A 19,863-nucleotide genomic window follows, 5' to 3' on the forward strand; every position below is an offset into this window, starting at 1 on the left:
TCGCCCCGGGCACAGGGGCCGCCGGCAGGCCCCCACCGGGCCTCACGGGTCGGTGTCCAGCACGTGCTGGCGGGTGTAGATCTCGGCGACCTGCTGGGTCAGCGGCCCGGGCTCGAGGTCGCGCCCGTTGACCGCGACCACCGGGACCATCCCGCGGGTCGAGGATGTCAGCGCCAGATGGCGCGCCTCGTCCATGACGGCGATGTCGAGGGTCTCCTCGCGCACCTCGATCCCCGCCCCGAGCGCCCACTCCATGACGATCGCCCGCGTCACCCCGGCCAGGCAGCCGGACTCGAGCGGCGGGGTGAGCAGGGCGCCGTCGGCCTCGACGAAGACGTTGGTGCCGGTCCCCTCGCACAGCTCGCCGCGGGTGTTGGCGAACACCGCCTCGTCCGCGCCGTGCGCCTTGGCCCAGGCCAGCGCCCGGACGTTCTCGGCGTAGGACGTCGTCTTCAGCCCGGCGATGGCGGAACGCTCGTTCCGCACCCACGGGACGACGGCGACCCGGGCCGCCACCGGCGCGCCCACCGCGCCGGCCGCGACCACGAGCGTGCCCGGCCCCCAGGCGGCGTCGCTGCCCAGCGGCCCCTCCCCCGCCGTCCACAGGATCCGGATGCGGGCCAGGTCGGTGCCCCACGCCGCGGCGACCGCCTCGACGGCGCGGGCGACCTCCTCCCGGTCGGGCGTGGGCAGGCCGAGCCCGTCGGCGGAGCGCTCCAGCCGGTCCAGGTGTCGGGTGAGCGCGAAGGGCCGCCCGTCGAGGAGCTCGCACGCCTCGAAGACACCGTCGCCGACGGTGAGCCCGTGGTCGGTGGCACGCAGCAGCGGCTCGGCGGGGTCGCGCAGTGCGCCGTCGAACCAGAGAACGACGCGGTTTTCGGAGGCCATCAGCGCACTGTGTCACGGCTCACGCGCTCAGACCACCCCGTGGATTTGGACTTTCACCGCGGTCCTGGTTTAAAGTTCTGGAGCACCGCCGGAGAGCGAAAGCTCCCCGGATGGAGCATGCGGATGTGGCTCAGTTGGTAGAGCATCACCTTGCCAAGGTGAGGGTCGCGGGTTCGAGTCCCGTCATCCGCTCGGAGGCACCACCCCCCGGTGGGCAACAAGCCTCAGGGTGGCGTGGCCGAGAGGCGAGGCAGCGGCCTGCAAAGCCGTACACACGGGTTCGAATCCCGTCGCCACCTCGGATGCTGACAACTTGGGCGATTGGCGCAGCGGTAGCGCGCTTCCCTGACACGGAAGAGGTCACTGGTTCGATCCCAGTATCGCCCACCACGGAAGGCCCGGAACCGGAAGGTTCCGGGCCTTCGTCGTTCGCGCGGCTCGTCCGCTCAGGCGACGCGGGCTGACGCGGCCGACGCGGCGCGTGACGCACCCCACGACCCGATGCGCGTGACGCCATCACGACCCGATGTGCATGACGCACGTCACGACGACTCGACGCGCATGACGCACGTCACGAGCACCCTCCGGCCCGGGCGGCCGGTGACGCCGACAGCCCCAGCCGGCCCGCGGCGCCCACCGGACGTGACGCATGCCACTTCTGCCCCTTCACCGGGCCGTCCCGGCGAGCCCGTGCGAATCTGGGCGAATGCAGATCTGGCCCGGACGCCCCTACCCTCTCGGGGCCACGTACGACGGCTCTGGCACCAATTTCGCCCTGTACTCCCACGTCGCCGAGCGGGTCGAGTTGTGCCTGCTCGACGACGAGAAGAACGAGGAACGCGTCGAGCTCACCGAGGTCGACGCGCACGTGTGGCACGCCTACCTCCCCGGCGTCCAGCCGGGCCAGCGCTACGGCTACCGGGTGCACGGGCCCTACGACCCCGCCGCCGGGAACCGGTGCGACCCGTCCAAGCTCCTCCTCGACCCCTACGCCAAGGCCATCGACGGGTGGTTCGACGGCCACCCCTCGCTGTTCTCCTACAGCTTCGAGGACCCGGAGGAGCGCAACACCGAGGACTCCCTCGGGCACACGATGGTCTCGGTGGTCATCAACCCCTACTTCGACTGGGGCTACGACCGCCCGCCGGACCTGGACTACCACGAGTCGGTGATCTACGAGGCCCACGTCAAGGGCCTGACGAAGCTGCACCCGGCCGTCCCCGAGGAGCTGCGCGGCACCTACGCCGGCCTCGCGCACCCGGCGGTCGTCGAGCACCTCACCGAGCTGGGCATCACCGCGATCGAGCTCATGCCGGTCCACCAGTTCGTCAACGACTCGCACCTGCAGGCCAAGGGGCTGAGCAACTACTGGGGCTACAACACCATCGGCTTCTTCGCCCCGCACAACGGCTACGCCGCCTACGGCACCCGCGGCGAGCAGGTGCAGGAGTTCAAGACCATGGTCAAGGCCATGCACGAGGCCGGCATCGAGGTCATCCTCGACGTCGTCTACAACCACACCGCCGAGGGCAACCACCTCGGGCCCACGCTGTCCTTCCGCGGCATCGACAACGCCTCGTACTACCGCCTGGTCGACGGCGACGAGGCGCACTACTTCGACACCACCGGCACCGGCAACTCCCTGCTCATGCGCTCGCCGCACACGCTGCAGATGATCATGGACTCGCTGCGGTACTGGGTCGAGGAGATGCACGTCGACGGGTTCCGCTTCGACCTGGCCTCCACGCTCGCCCGCGAGCTGCACGAGGTGGACCGCCTGTCGGCGTTCTTCGACATCGTCCAGCAGGACCCGGTCATCTCCCAGGCCAAGCTCATCGCCGAGCCGTGGGACGTCGGCGAGGGCGGGTACCAGGTGGGCGGCTTCCCGCCGCTGTGGTCGGAGTGGAACGGCAAGTACCGCGACACCGTGCGGGACTTCTGGCGCGGCGAGCCGTCGACGCTCGGGGAGTTCGCCAGCCGGCTCAGCGGGTCCTCGGACCTGTACGAGCACAGCGGGCGCCGGCCGGTCGCCTCCGTCAACTTCATCACCGCCCACGACGGCTTCACCCTGCGCGACCTGGTCTCCTACAACGAGAAGCACAACGAGGACAACGGCGAGGACAACGCCGACGGCGAGTCCTACAACCGCTCGTGGAACTGCGGCGCCGAGGGGCCCACCGACGACCCCGGCATCAACCGGTTGCGCGCGCGCCAGCAGCGCAACTTCCTCACCACCCTGCTCATCAGCCAGGGCGTGCCGATGATCGCCCACGGGGACGAGTTGGGCCGGACCCAGCTGGGCAACAACAACGTCTACTGCCAGGACAACGAGCTGAGCTGGGTGCACTGGGACCTGGACGACGAGCGCCAGGAGCTCCTCGACTTCACCCGCAAGGTGGTCCACATGCGCAAGGACCACCCGGTGCTGCGCCGGCGCCGGTTCTTCGCCGGCGCCCCCGAGCACGGCGGGGAGTCCGAGCTCGGCGACATCGAGTGGTTCCGCCCCAGCGGCGAGCACATGAGCGACGAGGACTGGGGCGCCTCGTTCGCCCGGTCGGTCATGGTCTTCCTCAACGGCAACGCGATCTATGAGCCGGACGCCCGGGGCGAGCGGGTCGTCGACGACTCCATCCTCGTCATGCTCAACGCCGACCCGGAGGCGATCCGGTTCACGCTGCCCGGGGCGGAGTTCGCGGACCGGTGGCACGTCTTCCTCGACACGAGCTCGCGCCGCTCGGCCGGGACGACGGCGCGCGCCGGGGCGTCGCTGACGGTCCAGGGCCGCAGCGTCGTCGTCCTCGTGGCCCCGCAGGACGAGGAGCAGTGAGCCCCCCGGTCCCCGGCCGCCGTCGCGCAGCCACGCGACCCGCGCGGCGAGGGAGCACGATGACCGTGCCCACGGCCCGACCGCAGGAGGAACAGTGACCGAGACCCACCGTCCCCACCTGCCGGCGCCGGGCCGCCGGCTGCCGGTGAGCACCTACCGGCTCCAGCTCGGCCCGGACCTGTCCCTCGCCCAGGCGGAGGCGCTCCTGCCCTACCTCGACGCCCTGGGGGTCACCGACCTCTACCTCTCGCCCGTCCTCCAGGCGGCGCCGGGCTCGACCCACGGCTACGACGTCGTCGACCACTCCCGGATCAGCGAGGTCATCGGCGGGCGGGCGGGCCTGGAATCCCTCGCGGCCGCCGCGCACGCGCGCGGCCTGGGCGTCGTCGTCGATGTCGTCCCCAACCACATGGCCGTGCCGACCCCCGCCTGGCACAACCGGGCGCTGTGGTCGGTGCTCGGCCACGGCCCGGACTCGCCGTACGCGCGCTGGTTCGACATCGACCTGGAGGACTCCGAGGACGGCGTGCTCATGCCCGTCCTCGGCAGCCGGATCGGCGACGTGCTCGCCTCGGGCGAGCTCACCCTCGACCGGATGGTCGTGCCCTCCGAGCCCGCCGCCGGCGAGCAGCCCGTGCTGCGCTACTACGACCACGTCTTCCCGGTGCGCCCGGAGACCGAGCAGCTCCCACTGGCCGACCTCGTCGACCGCCAGCACTACCGCCTGGCCTACTGGCGGGTGGCGGACGAGGAGCTCAACTACCGCCGCTTCTTCGACATCGGCACCCTCGCCGCCGTCCGGGTCGAGGACCCCGAGGTCTTCGACGCCACCCACGCGCTGCTGCTCGAGCTGCACGCCGCCGGCGTCATCGACGGCTTCCGCATCGACCACCCCGACGGCCTCGCCGATCCGCGCGGCTACCTCCGCCGGCTGCACGAGGCCACCGGCGGGGCGTGGGTCGTGGCGGAGAAGATCCTCGAGGGCGACGAGGAGCTGCCCTCGGACTGGCCGGTGGCCGGCACCACCGGTTACGACGCGGCCTGGCGGCTGGGCGCCCTGCAGGTCGACGCCGCCGGCTCAACCCCGCTGGCGGCGCTGCAGTACGAGCTCACCGGCGAGGCGGTCAACCTCGACACGGTCGTCGACGACGCCAAGCGGCAGATCGTCACCACCTCCCTGTACGCCGAGGTGCACCGGATCTCCACCCTGCTGGCCGACATCTGCCACGACGACGTCCGGCTGCGCGACCACACCTTCCGGGCGCTGCAGGACGTCGTCGTCGAGCTCCTCGTCGCCTTCGACCGCTACCGCACCTACATCGTCCCCGGCGAGCCGGTGCCGCCGGCCAGCGAGCGCACGCTGCACGAGGCCGCCGAGACGGCCCGCGCCCGCCTCGAGCCCGAGCGGCACGACACCCTCGACGTCGTCGTCGACCTCCTGCTCGGTACCGAGGTGGGCAGCGCCGGGCGCACCCTGGAGCCGCGCCGGGCCGAGCTGCTCGTCCGGTTCCCGCAGGTGTGCGGGGCGGTGATGGCCAAGGGCGTGGAGGACACCGCCTTCTACCGCTGGACCCACCTGGTGAGCCTGTGCGAGGTGGGCGGGGACCCGGCCCGCTTCGGCATCGACCCCGACGAGCTGCACGCCTGGGCCGGGCACGTCGTGGCCACCTGGCCGGCCACGATGACCGCGGGCACCACCCACGACACCAAGCGCGGGGAGGACGTGCGCGCCCGCATCAACGTGCTCTCCGAGCTGGCGCCGGAGTGGGTCAGCCTGGTCCACACGCTGCGCGAGGCGACCGCCGAGCTGCGCCCGGGGGACCTGGACGGGCGCACGGAGAACCTGCTGTGGCAGACCCTCGCCGGCACCTGGACCGCCGCCGGGCCCATCGCGGCGGACCGCCTGCAGGGCTACCTGCTCAAGGCCGCCCGCGAGCAGAAGTCCTGGACGACCTGGACGGCGCCGGACACCTCCCGCGAGGAGGCGATGCTCGCCTACGCCGCGGCGCTGCTCGAGCACCCGGCCGTCGTGGAGGCCTTCACCGCCTGGGTGGCGCGCACGACGGAGGCGGTGCGGGCCACGGTGCTGAGCACCAAGCTGCTCCAGCTCACCGTGCCCGGCGTGGCGGACGTCTACCAGGGCAGCGAGATCACCCAGACCTCCCTCGTCGACCCGGACAACCGTCGCCCGGTCGACCACGCCGCCCTCGCCGCCCGGTTGGGGGCGCTGGACGCCGGCGCCCGGCCCGGCGGGCTGGACGACGAGAAGCTCCAGCTCACCGCGGCCGTGCTGCGGCTGCGCCGGCGCCACCCGGCCGCCTTCGTCGGCGCCGACGCGGGGTACGAGCCGCTGCCGACCACCACCGGCCACGCCGTCGCCCTGGCCCGCACCACGCCCGCGGGCCCGCGCGTCGTCGCGGTGGCCACCCGCCTGGCGGCCGGCTCGGCCGCGGCCCGGGGCCTGCCGGACGCCACCGTCGTCCTGCCCGAGGGGCCCTGGCGCGACGTCCTCGACGACACCACCATCCCCGGGGGGCCGTGCCGCCTGGGCGACCTGCTCGCCGCCCGCCCGGTGGCCCTGCTCGAGAAGCTCTCATGACCGCCGTCGTGAGCGTGTGGGCCCCGGCCGCGCACCAGATCGAGCTGGTCCTGCCCGGGCGGGGCGTGCGGGAGCCGATGGTGGCGGCCGAGCGCGGCTGGTGGCGCTCGGCCCGGGAGCTCGCGCCCGGGACCGACTACGCCTTCGCCGTCGACGGCGGCGAGCCGCGCCCCGACCCGCGCAGCCCCTGGCAGCCCGCCGGGGTGCACGGCCCCTCGCGCACGTTCGACACCGCCGCTCACGCCTGGTCCGACGGCGCCTGGGCCGGCCGGTCCAGCCTGGGGGCGGTGATCTACGAGCTGCACGTCGGCACCTTCACGCCGGAGGGCACCCTCGACGCCGCCGCCGAGCGGCTCGACCACCTCGTCGGCCTCGGGGTGGACATGGTCGAGCTCATGCCGGTGGCCGCCTTCCCCGGCCGGGCCGGCTGGGGCTACGACGGCGTGGCGCTGTACGCCGTCCACGAGCCCTACGGCGGGCCCGCCGCCCTGCAGCGCTTCGTCGACGCCGCGCACGCCCGCGGCCTCGCCGTGTGCCTCGACGTCGTCTACAACCACCTGGGCCCGTCCGGGAACTACCTCGCCGAGTTCGGGCCCTACTTCACCGAGCGGCACCACACCCCCTGGGGCGCCGCGGTCAACCTCGACGGCGACGACGCGGGCGAGGTGCGCGCGTTCCTCGTCGACAACGCCCTGCGCTGGCTGCGGGACTTCCACCTCGACGCGCTGCGCCTGGACGCGGTGCACGCCCTGCTGGACGACTCCCCGCGGCACCTGCTCGCCGAGCTGTCCGACGCCGTCGCCGAGCTCTCTGGATCGGTGGGCCGGCCGCTGTCGCTCATCGCGGAGTCCGACCTGAACGACGTCCGGATGGTCACGCCCACCGACGCCGGCGGCCTGGGCATGACGGCGCAGTGGGACGACGACGTCCACCACGCCCTGCACGCCCTGCTCACCGGGGAGCGGCACGGCTACTACGCCGACTTCGGGTCCGTCGAGACCCTCGTCAAGGCGCTGCGCGACGTCTTCGTCCACGACGGCACGTACTCGAGCTTCCGGGGCCAGGACTGGGGCGCGCCGGCGCCGGCGGAGACGGACCGGCGCCGCTTCGTCGTCTTCGCCCAGGACCACGACCAGGTGGGCAACCGCGCCCTGGGTGACCGGCCCAGCCGGGTGCTCTCCCCCGGCCGGCTTGCCGTCAGCGCCGCCCTCGTGCTGCTCGGGCCCTACACCCCGATGCTGTTCATGGGCGAGGAGTGGGGCGCGACCACCCCGTTCCTGTACTTCACCGACCACGACCCCGAGCTCGGCGCGCTGGTCAGGCAGGGCCGCACCCAGGAGTTCGGCGGCCACGGCTGGGCCGAGCTCTACGGCGGCCCGGTGGAGGTGCCCGACCCGCAGTCGCCGGAGACCTTCGCCCGCTCCCGGCTGGACTGGGAGGAGCCCGCGCGGCCCGAGCACGCCCGGCTGCTGGAGTTCTACCGCTCCCTGGTCCGGCTCCGGCACACCGAGCCCGACCTCGCCGCGGGCGAGCGGCCCGCCGTCGACCTCGCCGCGGACCAGACCTGGCTGGTCATGCACCGCGGCGCGCTCGACGTCGTCGTCGCCCTCACCGACGCCGGCGCCACCGTGCCGCTGCCCACCGCCGACGCCGGCGCGCCGGAGGTGGTGCTGGCGTGGGGCGAGACCGACCTCGCGCACGACGGCACGTCGCTCACCGTCCAGGGGCCCGGCGTGGCGGTGCTGCGCAGCGCCTGACCTCGGCCTGCCGCCAGGTGGCCAGGACCGCGCCGCCCCGTCATACCGTCAGGTGCCGGGTGCGGCCGTCCCAGTGCGTGTGGACGGCGACGGCCGGGGTGCCCTCGGCGCGCAGGATCTCGTACTCGTCGGCGCACGGCACCTGCGGGTAGGTCACCCACAGGTTGTGCGCCGTCATGCAGAAGTCCAGGTCGAGGCGCACGAGCAGGCCCATGAGCTCGCCGATCGTAGGGTCGTCGACCTTGGCGAAGGCGTCGTCGAGCAGCACCAGGCGCAGCGCCGTGTCGCCCAGCCCCGACAGGTACGCGTCGGCCGCGGCGAAGAGCGTCACGTAGGAGACGAATCGGGTCTCGCCCTGGGAGAGCTTGGCCCGGCCGCGCAGCTCGCGGCGGTCGTGCGGCCCGGGCCCGAGGATGGTGACCCGCATGTGGTGCCAGTCGCGGTAGTCCAGGGCGTTCTTGAGGTGCTGGGCGTAGCCGGCGGTCTCGTCGAGCGCGAACTGCTCCTCGACCTGCTCGCGCAGCAGCCCGATAAGTTCCTCGGTGCGCTCGCCCGGGCGCACGGCCGACGCGGTCTGGACGAGCGCCTTGATGCGGTGGACCGCGCTGCCCTCGGGCGCGTCGAGCACCCACGCCAGGCGCACCCCGATGCCGTGAGAGGTGCTGATGCTCCGCAGGCTGTCGTTCATCGCGGCCACGAGCTGCTCGGACTGCGCCAGGCGCCGGCGCAGCTCCTCCCCCACGCCGCCGATGACGAAGTTGGTGAACACCTCGTGCTCGCGGCTGGTCAGGGCCTCGCGGGCGCGCTCGGCGCGGCCGCGCAGGTCCGCGGCGGCCTCGGCCACGGGCCGCCGGCCGGTGGCGTCGACGAGGTCGACGAGGTGGACGTCGTCGGTGACGGTGTGGACGACGTCGAAGCCGCCCTGCAGCTCGGCCTCGAGCTTCTGCCGGGCGCGCATGAGGGCGTTGACGTCCGCGCTGCCGACGTCGGCGACGGCGTCGCGCACCGCGGCGGCGGCGCGCTGGACGAGGTCGGGGGTGACCGGTCCGTCGACGGGCGGGACCTCGAGCCGGCGGGCACCGGTCGCGGGCTCCTCGGCACCGGCGGCAGACCCGCCGCCCCCGGGCTCGTCGGCACCGGTCGCGGCCGCCACGAGGCCCGGCAGGGCGACCTGGCGGCGCAGGCGCTCCAGGACCCCGGCAAGCTGCGCCCCGGCCGTCGCGGCGGCGCCCTCGGCGGTCTCGGCGTCGCGGCGCGCCACGGCCTCCTGCTCGCCGAGCGTCTGGGCGGTGCGCCGCGCCTCGGCGAGCTCGCGGGTCACCCGCCGCAGCTCCTCCTCGGCGGCGGCGAGGCGGCGGTGGACCTCGCCCGCCTCCTGGCCCAGGCTCTCGGTGAGCGCCTCGACCTCGGCGGCCTCGCGGTGCCACTGGGCCCAGGCCTCCTCGGCGCCGTGCTCGGCCTCGATGCGGCGGTCCCGGTGGCCGGCGAGCCGGGCGACCTCCTCGACGTGCCGCTCCCGGCGGCGCGCCAGGGTGGCCAGGGCGGCGGCACCGGCCCGGCACGCCTCCTGGGCGGCGTGGGCGGTGTCGCGCACCTCGCGCAGCCCCTCGGTGTCGTGGGGCAGGCCGTGCCGGTCGCACAGGCTGCGGTGGGTGGCCTCCTGGGCCTTCCACGCGGCACGCAGCTCCGCCGCCCGGTCGCCGAGCCGGGCCGCCTCGGTGCGGCTGCGCGCCGCCTGCCGGGCGGCCGCGACGGCGAGGGTACGGGCCTGGGCGAGCGCGGCGCCCGTCGGGGCGGTGCGCACGTGGGCGGTGAGGGCGGCGCGCGCGGCGGCGAGCCGCTCGCGCGCAGCCACCCGCTGCGTCGCCCGCTCGTCCAGGGCCGCGAGCTCGTCGTCGATCTGCGCGAGGCGCGCGGCGCGCGCGGCCGCCCGGGCCGCGGCGCCGATGTGCCGCGCGGCCGCGGCGGTGTGCCGGCCGCGCAGGGGCCCGTTGCCCCACGACCCGTCGACGTCGACCCAGGTGGTGTGGCTGTCGCGGCCCAGGCCGACGCGGGCGAGCACGGCGCTGACGGTCGCTGCCGGCACGCCGGCGGCGGGGTCGGGTACGAGCGCGGCGCGTAGCGGGTGCTGGGCCGGCGGGGCGGCCGGGGTGAGGAGGGTCTGGCCGTCCTCGGCGACCAGCGCCCCATCGGCGCTCAGCCCGGCACCGAGCAGGCCGGCGGCCAGCAGTGCCGCCTCCAGGCCGGCCCGGTCGGCGTCGTCCAGGCCGTCGGCGAAGTCGACGGCGCGCCACAGCGGCTCGGTCCCCTCCGGCAGCGCGCCGGTCCATGGCGCTGCGGGCGGCTGGGGGTCCTTGGCGGCGCGCAGCTCGCGCTGCTCGGCGGTGAGCTCGGCGCGCCGGGCCTTGTCGGCCTGCTCCTCGGCGTCCAGCGTGGCCACGGTGCGGGCGTGCCGGTCGCGGGCGGCCTCGGCGGCCTCGGTGGCCACGCGGTCGAGCTCGGCGAGCCGGGGCACGTCCGGGGCGTCGTCGGCCTGCCCGTCGCGGGCGTCCCCGGTGAGCACGTCGGCGTCGAGGAGGAGCGGGCCGACGGCGGTGGCCGGCCAGTCCACCTCCCCGAGGAGCTCTGCGGTGCTCTCGTCCGCCACCCAGGCGCGCCAGGCGCCGGCGAGCTCGCGGGCGGCGGCGTCGCGGTGCTCGCCGCGCTCGGCGGCCGCGGTATCGTCCGCGGCGCGCCGCTCGTCCGCCTCCGCGGCCGCCGCCTCGGCGTGGTCCGCCTCGGTGCGCGCCCGGGCGAGCTCGGCGGCGCCCTGGAGGCGGTTGCCGGCCTCCCCGGCCCGGGCCTGGGCCGCGCCGGCCACCTCGCGGGCACGCGTGGCGGCCTCCTCGAGGTCCGGAGGGGCGACCACGAGCTGCTGGGCGACGGGGCGCCCCTGCGGCTGCGGCTCGCCCTCGAGGCGGAGTCGCACCGGTTCGGCGGCGGTGGTGACGGGCTCGAGGTGCGCCTCGACGGCGCCCGGGAGCGCGGTGGTCGCCAGGTGCGCCCCGCGAAGGCCGGCCCGGGCCTCGTCGAGGACGTGCGCGGCGTCGCGGGCGGCCTCGACCACCTCCGCGGCGAGCGCGTCGGCGGCGGCGACGGCGTTGGCCTCGGCGCGGCGCGCGCCCTCGGCGGTGTCGAGCCTGCCCTGGGCCAGCTCGGCGAGGGTGCGGACGTGGCGGTCCCGCTGCGCGAGGTCCTGGCCGGCGCGGTAGGCCTCGGAGGCCTTGAGGCCGTCCGCGGTGGCGGCGAGCTCGCCCTGCCGGGCGTCGAGGCGCTCGACGGCGGTGCGCGCCTCCGTGGTCCGGGTGGCGAGGTCGTCGCGGGCGGCGGCGGCGGTCGTGGCCGCCTCGGCGGCGGCCCGCGCGGCGTCGGCGGCGCCGGCTGCCCGGCCGGCCGTGGCGCGCAGCTCGGTGGCGGCGTAGCGGCCGTAGGTGCCGAGGAAGGTGGTGACGTGCTCGAGGGCGGCGCTCAGGCGGCGCTGGGACTCCCGGGACTCCGAGAGGTCGTCGAGCCGGCCGCCGGCGTCGTTGAGGGTCTCCTCGGACAGCGGCGGCAGGGCGTCGGAGAGGATCCGCGGGAGGTTGCCCTCCTCGATGCGGTTGCCCACGTCGGGCGAGCGGAGGGTGCGGATGAGCTGGAGCAGGCCGTCGTAGCGTTCGCGGGCGCCCGGCCCGGTCAGGCCGAAGACGGTGGCACGGACCCGCTCGCGGTGGGTCTCCGGGTTCTCCGTGAGCCGGTCGGCGCCGATGAGCTCGGCGAGGCGCTCGCGCGGCATGGGCTGGCGGGCGGCGTCGAGGAGCTCGAGGTCGTGCCCGACGCGCAGCGGGGTGGTGAAGTACCAGACCCGCGCCTCGCCCGAGCTCGCCGACCAGCGCACCAGCGCACCGAGGGTGAGGTGCTCGCGGGCGGCGTCGGTGCCGGGCGCCTCTGCGCCGCCATCGCCGTCGCGCTCGCCGCGGCTCCGCTCGCCGTCGCGGGCCAGCTCGACCCACAGGTACCCGAGCCGGTTGCCCTGTCCCTCGGCGCCCACCTTCATGAGCTCGTCGAGGCGGACCTTGCCCGAGCCGGTGGAGTCCATGCGCCGCCGGTCGGCGTCGAGGACGAAGGGCAGGAGCATCTCCAGGGCGCGGCTCTTGCCCGAGCCGTTGGTGCCGCGCAGCACCATCCGGCCGCCGGAGAACTGGAACGTCTCGGCCCAGTAGTGCCACACGTTGACGATGCCGGCCCGGTGCAGGCGCCACCTGTGCGGGTGGGGCGCCTGCTGGCCGCCCGCGGCCGGGGCGGCGACGCCGTCCGGAGCGGTGCCCGCGGCGATGTCCGCGCCGGCGTCCGCGACGACGTCGGCGGCACCGTCCGGCTCCGCCGGGATCGGCGTCGTGGTCGTGGCACTCATCGGTCCTCCTGGAGCGGGAAAAGGCTCTGCTGCGCGTCGGGTCCGGCCGCGTCCGGGCCGCCGGCCGGCGCGGCCGGGGCGGGCGTCCGGCGCGGGGCGCGCTGGGGTTCGGGCTGGTAGCGGGCGCAGGCGGGGTGCAGCACCAGCCCGGCGGGGGTGCGCCGGGCGAGGCTGAGCTCCTCGAGCCGGGTGACGACCTCGGCCTGGAGGTACTCGGGGTCGGTGGCGAACGCCTCGGCGAACGTGGCGCCGTACTGCTCGACGAGCAGATGGACGGCGTCCGAGACCGCGGCCCAGGGGGCGAGCAGGCCGGGCACCGCCCGGCCGTCGACCTCGGCGGTGGCGCCGGGCCCGCCGTCGAGGTCGTCGACCAGGGCATTGACGAGCAGCAGCGCGACGTGCGCGACGGTGCCCTGGCCGGGGAAGGCGACGTCGGTGAGGTCGCCATCGACGTCGTAGGCCAGGGCGCCCTCCTGGCGGACCTCGAGGGTCAACCCGAAGTGGTCGGCCAGGGTGCGGCTCAGGTCGGCCCGCTCGCGGGAGAGCACGTGCTGCTCCTCGGCCGTGAGGTCCTCGCGGCGCACGAGCGGGTTCTCGACGAGCCGGCGGCGCAGCGCCCGCCGCGCCTGCTCGGCGGCCGTGCGGCCGCCGCGCTCCAGGAGCTCCTCGGCGGTGTCGACGTCGCCCAGCGGGCGGGCGAGCACGTGGGTGAGCAGGGTGCGGTTGACCTCGAGCAGGGCCTCCTCGTGGCGGTCGCCCCAGGCGGTGACCGAACCGTCTGTCTCGCTGAGCACGCCCCAGTCGAGGAGCAGCGCGATGGCCTGGACGAGATGGCGGCGGTCCGTGAGCGAGTCGTCCATCGCGATACCGGCGATCGCGGCGTCCGCGCGGACCTGCTCGACGAGGGTGCCCAGGAGCACCTGCTCGCGGCCGGCGGTCTGCAGCAGGCCGGCGCAGACGAGGGCGAGGTAGGCGTAGGTGCGCGGCGCGAAGGGCTGCCCGCCGCGGCGCTGGGCGGGGCGCGGCGGGGCGTCGGTGCTGGGGGCGTCCTTGACGAGGCGGGCGAAGGAGGCCTCCACCACGAGGTGGTATCCCAGGACGGCGGAAAACATCTTCTTCAGGGCCGGCGCATGCCGGCGGACGAGGGCGAGCTCCTCCCCGTGCCGGGCCTTGGTGAGGACGGGGTGGCGCAGCAGCGCCCGGGCGGCCTCGCGGCGCTCGGCGGCGTCGTGCTCGGCGGTGCCGTGGGCGCTCACGCCTGCACCTCCGCGGGCTCGCGGTGCGTGGGCGCGTCGGCCTCGGCGTCGGCGTCGGCCTCGGCCTCGGCGCTGCTCGCCGCCGCCGCGGGCGGGGTGGCCGGGGCCCGGTTCGACGTGGCCGGTGCCGACGACGCGGCGGCCGGTGACGACGCGGCGGCCGGCGGCGCACCGGCGGCGCTGACCTCGAGGACGAGCCCGTGGACGGTGAGGTCGCCGTCGGGGGTGCGTAGCGTCGTCGTCGCGGCCGGGTCGGGCACCGCTTCCAGGGTGAGCCCGAGGTCGGTGTCCGTGGCGCGCGCCGCGGCCTCGAGCTGGGGGTGCACGGCCAGCAGGCGGGTGAGCTGGCCGAGCAGCAGGCTCAGCGCCGCCGGGCTGACCTCGGCGCCGTCCAGGCGGCCGGCGGCGACGAGCTCGCCGACGGCGGCGGCGCGGGCGTCGGCCTCGCCCTGCGCCTCGGCCAGCAGCCGGACCCGGTCCAGGCCGGGGTCGGGCACCGAGGAGGTCCGCCCGCGTGCGCCGCGGTCGCCGCGCTCGCGCAGGCTCAGCGGCACCTCCACGGGGGTGGCGGCCCACCAGGAGGTCGTGGCGCCGTCACGCGGGTCCGGCTCCTCCGGCCCGCCGAGCAGGTGCCGGGCCGGGTAGGCCCCGAAGGCGGCGGCGTACAGCCGGTGCGCCTGGTCGGCGTCGGCGTCGTCGAACCACGCGGCGAGCTTGAGCAGGTCGGCGCGCCGGCTCACCCCGGTGCCGGCCGACGCCAGCATCCGCTTGGTGTTGGCCAGGAGCTGGCCCAGCGCCTGGTCGGCGGCCATCCGCAGCGTCTCGGGGCCCGAGCGCCCGTCGGCGCCGGTGTACCAGCCGCGCACGTGCTCCCAGTCCTCGCGGGTGCGGCCAGGCAGCCGCTCGGTGCGCGCGTCCGCCGACTGCAGCGTGGGCAGGGCGGCCAGGGCCGCGAGGACGTCGTCGAGCACCGGCTCGAGGGCGGCGAATCGGCGCGCGACGACGGGGGCGTGGCGGGCGACGTCGGCGGTGAGCAGGTCGATGTAGTCCAGCAGGAGGCGCTTGAACTGCTGGTACTCCTCCCCGGCGAGGTCGTAGCGGGTGAGCACCGTGTTCACGTACGCGTAGAAGTCGCGGACGCTGTCGGAGAAGAGCCGCTGGTTGTTGAACACCGTGGTGACGTCGCCGGAGAGGGCCTCGGCGTCGACCGGGCGGGCGTCGGTGGCCGCCGCCATGCGGGCGACGATGCGGTCGAGGGTCTCGGCGGTGGCGCCGAGCAGCTCGCGGGCCACCTCCCGGGCGCCGTCACCGGCGGCCAGGATCGCCTCGGCCTCGCGGTGCACCCGGACGCCGAGCTTGGAGGCCTGGTAGCGGGCGCGGGAGCGCACGTAGTCCTGCACGGTGGCCACCCGGGCATCGCGGATGCCGCGCACGAGGTTGCCCCACCGCTCGAGCTGCTCGCAGCGGGTGGTGACCTCCTCGACGGAGAGGGCGACGCCGCGCTCGGCCAGCCCGTCGCTGACCTCGGCGGCGGACAGGTCGGCCAGCAGCGTGGAGCCGAACAGGCTCATGATGGCGCGGTACTCCGCGGCCAGGTCGGCCGTGAGGTAGCGGAACAGGTCCAGCCGCGCCGTCGCCTCCTCGCCGTCCGGCACCGTCTCGCTCACCCCAGCAACCACCTGCACGTCCCTTCCTCCGCCACCGGCGGACGGTCCACCTTAATGGCCGCAGGCGGACCGGATCGGCGGGCGGGGGCGCGTGGCGAGGTGACGTGCGCCGCGCCGGGTCAGTCAGCCGTAGTACACCCCGATGCGCCGCCCGCCGATGACCTCCACGGCGACCTCCATGTCGTAGACGTCGCGCAGGCAGGCGGTGTCGATGATCTGCTCGGGGCTGCCCTGGCAGAGCACCTTGCCGTCCTTCATCGCCACGATGTGGTCGGAGTAGCAGGAGGCGAAGTTGATGTCGTGGACGACGACGACGACCGTCTTGCCCAGCTCGTCGGCGGTGCGCCGGAGCAGCTGCATCATGCCGACGGCGTGCCTCATGTCGAGGTTGTTCAACGGCTCGTCGAGCAGGACGTAGTCGGTGTCCTGGCACAGCACCATCGCCACGAAGGCCCGCTGGCGCTGCCCGCCGGAGAGCTCGTCGAGGTAGCGCCCGGCCAGGCCGGACAGGCCCAGGTACTCCATCGCCCCGGCGATCTTGCGCCGGTCCTCGACGGTGAGCCGGCCCTTCGTGTGCGGGTAGCGGCCGAAGGCGACGAGGTCCTGCACCGTCAGCCGGACGGCGAGGTGGTTGTCCTGGCGCAGGATGGACAGCCGCTTGGCCAGCTCCGCGCTCGGCGCCTGGGCCACGTCGAGGCCGTCGATGCGCACGGTGCCGGCGTCGGCGCCGAGCAGGCGGGCGATGATCGACAGCAGGGTGGACTTCCCGGCCCCGTTGGCGCCGATGATCGAGGTCACGCCGCCGGTGGGCAGGGTGAGCGAGACGTCGTCGACGACGACGGTGGACCCGTAGGCCTTGGTGAGCTGCTGGACCTCGATCACCGCTTGCCTCCCCGGATGAGCAGCATGATGAAGACGATCCCTCCGACGAACTCGACGATGACGGAGAGCACGGTGTCCATCCCGAACACGTGCTCGAGGATGCTCTGCCCGCCCACGAGGGTGATCACGCCGAGCAGCGCGGCCCCGGGCAGCAGGTAGGCGTGCCGGTGCGTGCCCATGACGAGGTACGCCAGGTTCGCCACGAGCAGGCCGAAGAACGTGATCGGGCCGACCAGGGCCGTGGAGACGGAGACGAGCAGCGCGCAGGCGGCGAGCACCTTGAGCACCAGCACCCGGTGGTCCACGCCCAGCGCGGTGGCCATGGGCTGGCCGAGGGCGACGACGTCGAGGTCGCGGCGCGCGCCCCAGACCCAGGCGAACACCGCCACGACGACGACGGCGCACACCGCCAGCAGCCCCGGGTCCACCCGGCTGAAGGAGGCGAAGAGCCGGTCCTGGACGATGAGGTACTCGTTGGGGTCGATCACCCGCTGCAGGAACGTCGCCAGGGAGCGGAACAGCGTCCCGAAGACGATGCCGACGAGGACCATGAGGTACAGCGAGCGGCGCGGCCCGCCGAACAGCCACCGGAACAGCAGCATCGACAGCGCGAGCATCGCCACGACCTCGACGCCGAATCGCGCCACCGGCGCCGTGGCGATGACCGCCGTCGAGCCCAGCACGAACACCGCGGCCGTCTGGATCAGCGCGTAGAGGGCGTCGAAGCCCATGATCGACGGCGTGAGGATGCGGTTCTCGGTGACCGTCTGGAAGAGCACGGTCGAGACCGCCACCGCGGCCCCGACGATGACCATCGGCGCCAGGCGGGCCAGGCGCAGCGGCGCCAGCAGCTCGAAGGCGTCCATCGCGCCCAGGGTGAGGAACGCGGCGGCGGCCACGACGGCGGCGGCGCCGAGGAGCACCAGGCGCACCGCCGGCGTCAGGGTGCGCCGGTCGCCGTCGGCCGCGGCGGGCGCGGTCACGGGGAGGGTGTCAGCGGGCACCGGCGGGCCTCCGCAGGAGCAGGAAGAGGAAGACGGCGGCCCCGACGACGCCGACGACGACGCCGATGGGGATCTCGGCCGGGTAGATGACCAGCCGGCCGACGATGTCGCAGACCAGCACGAACGCCGCGCCGAGGATGGCCACCCAGGGCAGCGAGCGGCGCAGGTAGTCCCCCATCGCCAGCGAGACAACGTTGGGCACGACCAGGCCGAGGAAGGGCAGGCCGCCGACCACGACGACGACCACCGCGGAGGTGACCGCGACGATGGACAGGCCCAGCGCGAGCACGCGGCGGTAGTTCAGCCCGAGGTTGGTGGTGAACTCCTCGCCCAGCCCGGCCACGGTGAACCGGTTGGCCGCGAGGTAGGCGACGACGGTGCACGCCGCCACCACCCACAGCAGCTCGTAGCGCCCGCGCACCACCCCGGAGAAGTCCCCGGTCATCCAGGACGAGAGGGTGTGGAGCATGTCGAAGCGGTAGGCGAGGAAGGTGCTCGCGGCGCCGACGACGCCGGACAGGATCATCCCCACCAGGGGCACGACGACCGCCGAGCGCAGCGGGATGGCGCGCAGGACGCGCAGGAAGAGCACCGTGCCGGCCAGGGCGAAGAGCGCTGCCACGCCCATCTTCCCGGCCAGCGGCAGGCCGGGGGCGAGCAGGGTCACCGCGAGCAGCCCGAGCCCGGCGGACTCGGTGGTGCCCGCGGTCGAGGGCTCGACGAACTTGTTGCGCACGAGCAGCTGCATGACCAGCCCGGCGATGGCCATCGCCGACCCGGCCAGCAGGATCGCGACGGTGCGCGGCACCCGGGAGGCCAGCAGGGTCTGGGCCTGGGCGTCGGTGAGCTGGCCGGACAGGACGTCGCCGACGGACAGGTCGGACACGCCGACGAACAGCGAGACCCCGGCGAGCAGGGCCACGCCGAGCAGCGCGGCGGAGACGGCGAGGCGCCGGCGGCGGGTGGTGCGCGCGACGAGGTCGGCCCCCGCCGCGTCCGCCGAGGTGACGGCGCCGGCGCGCGGGGCGGGGCCGTCCGGGCCGGCGCCGGTGCGGGTCCGGTCGCCGGCCGTGGCGACGGCGGCGTGCTCCCGGCGCTCGGCGGTGGCCACGCCGGTGCGCTCGGGGCGCCCGTCGGGGGCGACGGCCCGCGGGTCGGCCGGACGGCCGCCCCGGAGGCTGGCGTCGCGGTGGACGGCGGTCATCGCGCCAGGGCCTGGCCGACCTCGTCCAGCATGGCGGGGACGTTGTTGAGGCCGTGCTGGGCGATGTACCAACGCTGCGGGTCGAGGTAGACGACCTGCTGCTGCTGCCAGGCGGTGGTCGCGGCGACGAGCTCGTTGTCCAGCACCTGCTCGGCGGGCTTGGCGTCGCCCTGGCCGATGGCGGCGTCGCGGTCGTTGACGAAGAGCCAGTCGGGGTTGGCGTCGCGGACGGCCTCGAAGGACACGACCTCGCCGTGCGGGGTGTTCGCCACGCCCTGGACGGCGTCGGTCATGCCCAGCTCGGTGAAGATCAGCCCGAAGCGGGAGTCCTCGCCGTACATGGTGACCTCGCCGCCGGAGGTGGAGACCACCATGCCGGTGCCGGCGGCCGCGCCCTGGGCCTTGACCTCCTCGGCCTTGGCGTCGATCTCGGCCAGCTTGGCGTCGACCTCGTCCTCCTTGTGGAAGATCTGCCCGAGGATCTGGGCGCTCTCGCCGAAGGAGTCGAGGAAGTTGGTGTAGGGGAAGGTGATGTCGACCGTCGGGAAGGACTTCGAGAGGTCGGGGTAGGCCGCCGCCGAGCGGAAGCCGACGATGACCAGGTCCGGGTCGAGCCGGGCCAGCGCCTCGAGGTCCGGCTCCTGCAGGGTGCCGACGTCGGTGTACTTCTCGCCCTTGTAGTCGCTGAGGAAGTCCGGGACCGGGGAGGACTGCGGCACCCCGACCACGTGGTCGTCCAGGCCGAGGGCGTCGAGGGTGTCCAGCGCGCCGAAGTCGAGCACGACGACGCGCTGCGGGTCGGCGGGGACCTCGGTGCTGCCCTGGGCGTGCTCGACGGTGATCGTCCCGGCGTCCGAGCCGCCGTCCGCCGTGGCGCCGCCGTCGGCCGTGGAGGACGAGGAGCAGGCGGCGAGGGCCAGGACGAGCGATGCGGTGAGGGCGGCAACCGTGCCGCGGCGCGTGGTCAGACGCACGAAGACTCCAGGTGTGATCAAGGAAGGCTGACCTAACGAAGGCGAACCTAACAGAGATATACGCAAGCGTCACGTGCCGTAATTAAATTGTGTCGCGCTTCCCCCGACGGCATTCGTCCGTGATGGGACGACGGCTTCGCGGCCGCCACGGGCAAGGAGCTCTGGTCCCACCGCCCGCGCCGTCGTCGGCCGTGGTCTCGGCGCCCGCCGCACCGGTGGAGGGTCGGCGCGCCGTCGGACCCGTCCGATCGGCGGCGCGCGCAGCGTCCTCCGGAGCCCAGCCAGCAGTCTCCGGACTCCTCACAGCGGGGACCGTCAACAAGACAGCAGGCCTGCGGTGACACAGAGGGATACCCGCTGCCCCACCGCAGAC

Annotated in this window: 11 protein-coding genes and 3 tRNA genes; 6 read left to right on the forward strand and 8 right to left on the reverse strand. The window is 74.9% G+C overall.

All coding sequences use genetic code 11. From position 1 onward, the window contains the following. Positions 1-42: 42 nt before the first annotated feature. Positions 43-888, reverse strand: coding sequence for an aminotransferase class IV (locus GD880_RS09885; RefSeq protein WP_152231453.1), 846 nt, complete (start codon positions 886-888; stop codon positions 43-45). A gap of 119 nt (positions 889-1,007) precedes the next feature. On the opposite strand from GD880_RS09885, the gene GD880_RS09890 reads away from it, so the two are divergent. From GD880_RS09890 to treZ, 6 genes are all read left to right on the forward strand, one after another. Beyond that, positions 1,008-1,080 (forward strand) — tRNA-Gly (locus GD880_RS09890). A gap of 36 nt (positions 1,081-1,116) precedes the next feature. After that, a tRNA-Cys gene (locus GD880_RS09895) sits at positions 1,117-1,187 on the forward strand. Positions 1,188-1,203: 16 nt separating this feature from the next. Continuing rightward, positions 1,204-1,278, forward strand: a tRNA-Val gene (locus tag GD880_RS09900). A 316-nt stretch (positions 1,279-1,594) separates the two neighbouring features. Continuing rightward, positions 1,595-3,715 (forward strand): glycogen debranching protein GlgX, encoded by a 2,121-nt coding sequence (gene glgX, locus GD880_RS09905; RefSeq protein WP_152231454.1) that lies wholly within the window; start codon positions 1,595-1,597, stop codon positions 3,713-3,715. Positions 3,716-3,809: 94 nt separating this feature from the next. Next, a complete protein-coding gene (gene treY, locus GD880_RS09910; protein ID WP_152231455.1) occupies positions 3,810-6,314 on the forward strand; it encodes a malto-oligosyltrehalose synthase in 2,505 nt (834 codons plus the stop codon). Further along, entirely contained in the window at positions 6,311-8,071 is a 1,761-nt protein-coding gene (gene treZ / locus GD880_RS09915; protein ID WP_152231456.1) for a malto-oligosyltrehalose trehalohydrolase, read from the forward strand. The genes treY and treZ overlap by 4 nt, the downstream gene beginning before the upstream one ends. A 40-nt stretch (positions 8,072-8,111) precedes the next feature. Here the strand turns inward: treZ and GD880_RS09920 are convergent, their stop codons facing one another. The 7 genes from GD880_RS09920 to GD880_RS09950 all read right to left on the reverse strand — a co-directional run bounded on the left by GD880_RS09920 (position 8,112) and on the right by GD880_RS09950 (position 19,490). Next, the gene (locus GD880_RS09920) at positions 8,112-12,503 is read right to left on the reverse strand and encodes a TIGR02680 family protein (RefSeq protein WP_152231457.1); all 4,392 of its coding nucleotides are present in this window, start codon (positions 12,501-12,503) and stop codon (positions 8,112-8,114) included. Beyond that, positions 12,500-13,759, reverse strand: a complete 1,260-nt coding sequence (locus GD880_RS09925; protein ID WP_152231458.1) for a TIGR02678 family protein — start codon at positions 13,757-13,759, stop codon at positions 12,500-12,502. The genes GD880_RS09920 and GD880_RS09925 overlap by 4 nt, the downstream gene beginning before the upstream one ends. Then, positions 13,756-15,426 (reverse strand): TIGR02677 family protein, encoded by a 1,671-nt coding sequence (locus GD880_RS09930; RefSeq protein ID WP_226909532.1) that lies wholly within the window; start codon positions 15,424-15,426, stop codon positions 13,756-13,758. The genes GD880_RS09925 and GD880_RS09930 overlap by 4 nt, the downstream gene beginning before the upstream one ends. A gap of 123 nt (positions 15,427-15,549) precedes the next feature. After that, positions 15,550-16,308 (reverse strand): iron ABC transporter ATP-binding protein, encoded by a 759-nt coding sequence (locus tag GD880_RS09935; protein ID WP_152231460.1) that lies wholly within the window; start codon positions 16,306-16,308, stop codon positions 15,550-15,552. Further along, positions 16,305-17,312 carry an iron chelate uptake ABC transporter family permease subunit gene (locus GD880_RS09940; RefSeq protein ID WP_344381342.1) on the reverse strand — a complete coding sequence of 336 codons (1,008 nt, stop codon included), beginning with the start codon at positions 17,310-17,312 and terminating at the stop codon, positions 16,305-16,307. The genes GD880_RS09935 and GD880_RS09940 overlap by 4 nt, the downstream gene beginning before the upstream one ends. Continuing rightward, the gene (locus GD880_RS09945; protein ID WP_152231481.1) at positions 17,302-18,243 is read right to left on the reverse strand and encodes an iron chelate uptake ABC transporter family permease subunit; all 942 of its coding nucleotides are present in this window, start codon (positions 18,241-18,243) and stop codon (positions 17,302-17,304) included. The genes GD880_RS09940 and GD880_RS09945 overlap by 11 nt, the downstream gene beginning before the upstream one ends. Positions 18,244-18,512: 269 nt before the next feature. Continuing rightward, positions 18,513-19,490, reverse strand: coding sequence for a siderophore ABC transporter substrate-binding protein (locus GD880_RS09950; RefSeq protein WP_226909534.1), 978 nt, complete (start codon positions 19,488-19,490; stop codon positions 18,513-18,515). Positions 19,491-19,863 lie beyond the last annotated feature (373 nt).

This window comes from Georgenia ruanii (genome assembly GCF_009193175.1).
Lineage (GTDB): Bacteria > Actinomycetota > Actinomycetes > Actinomycetales > Actinomycetaceae > Georgenia > Georgenia ruanii.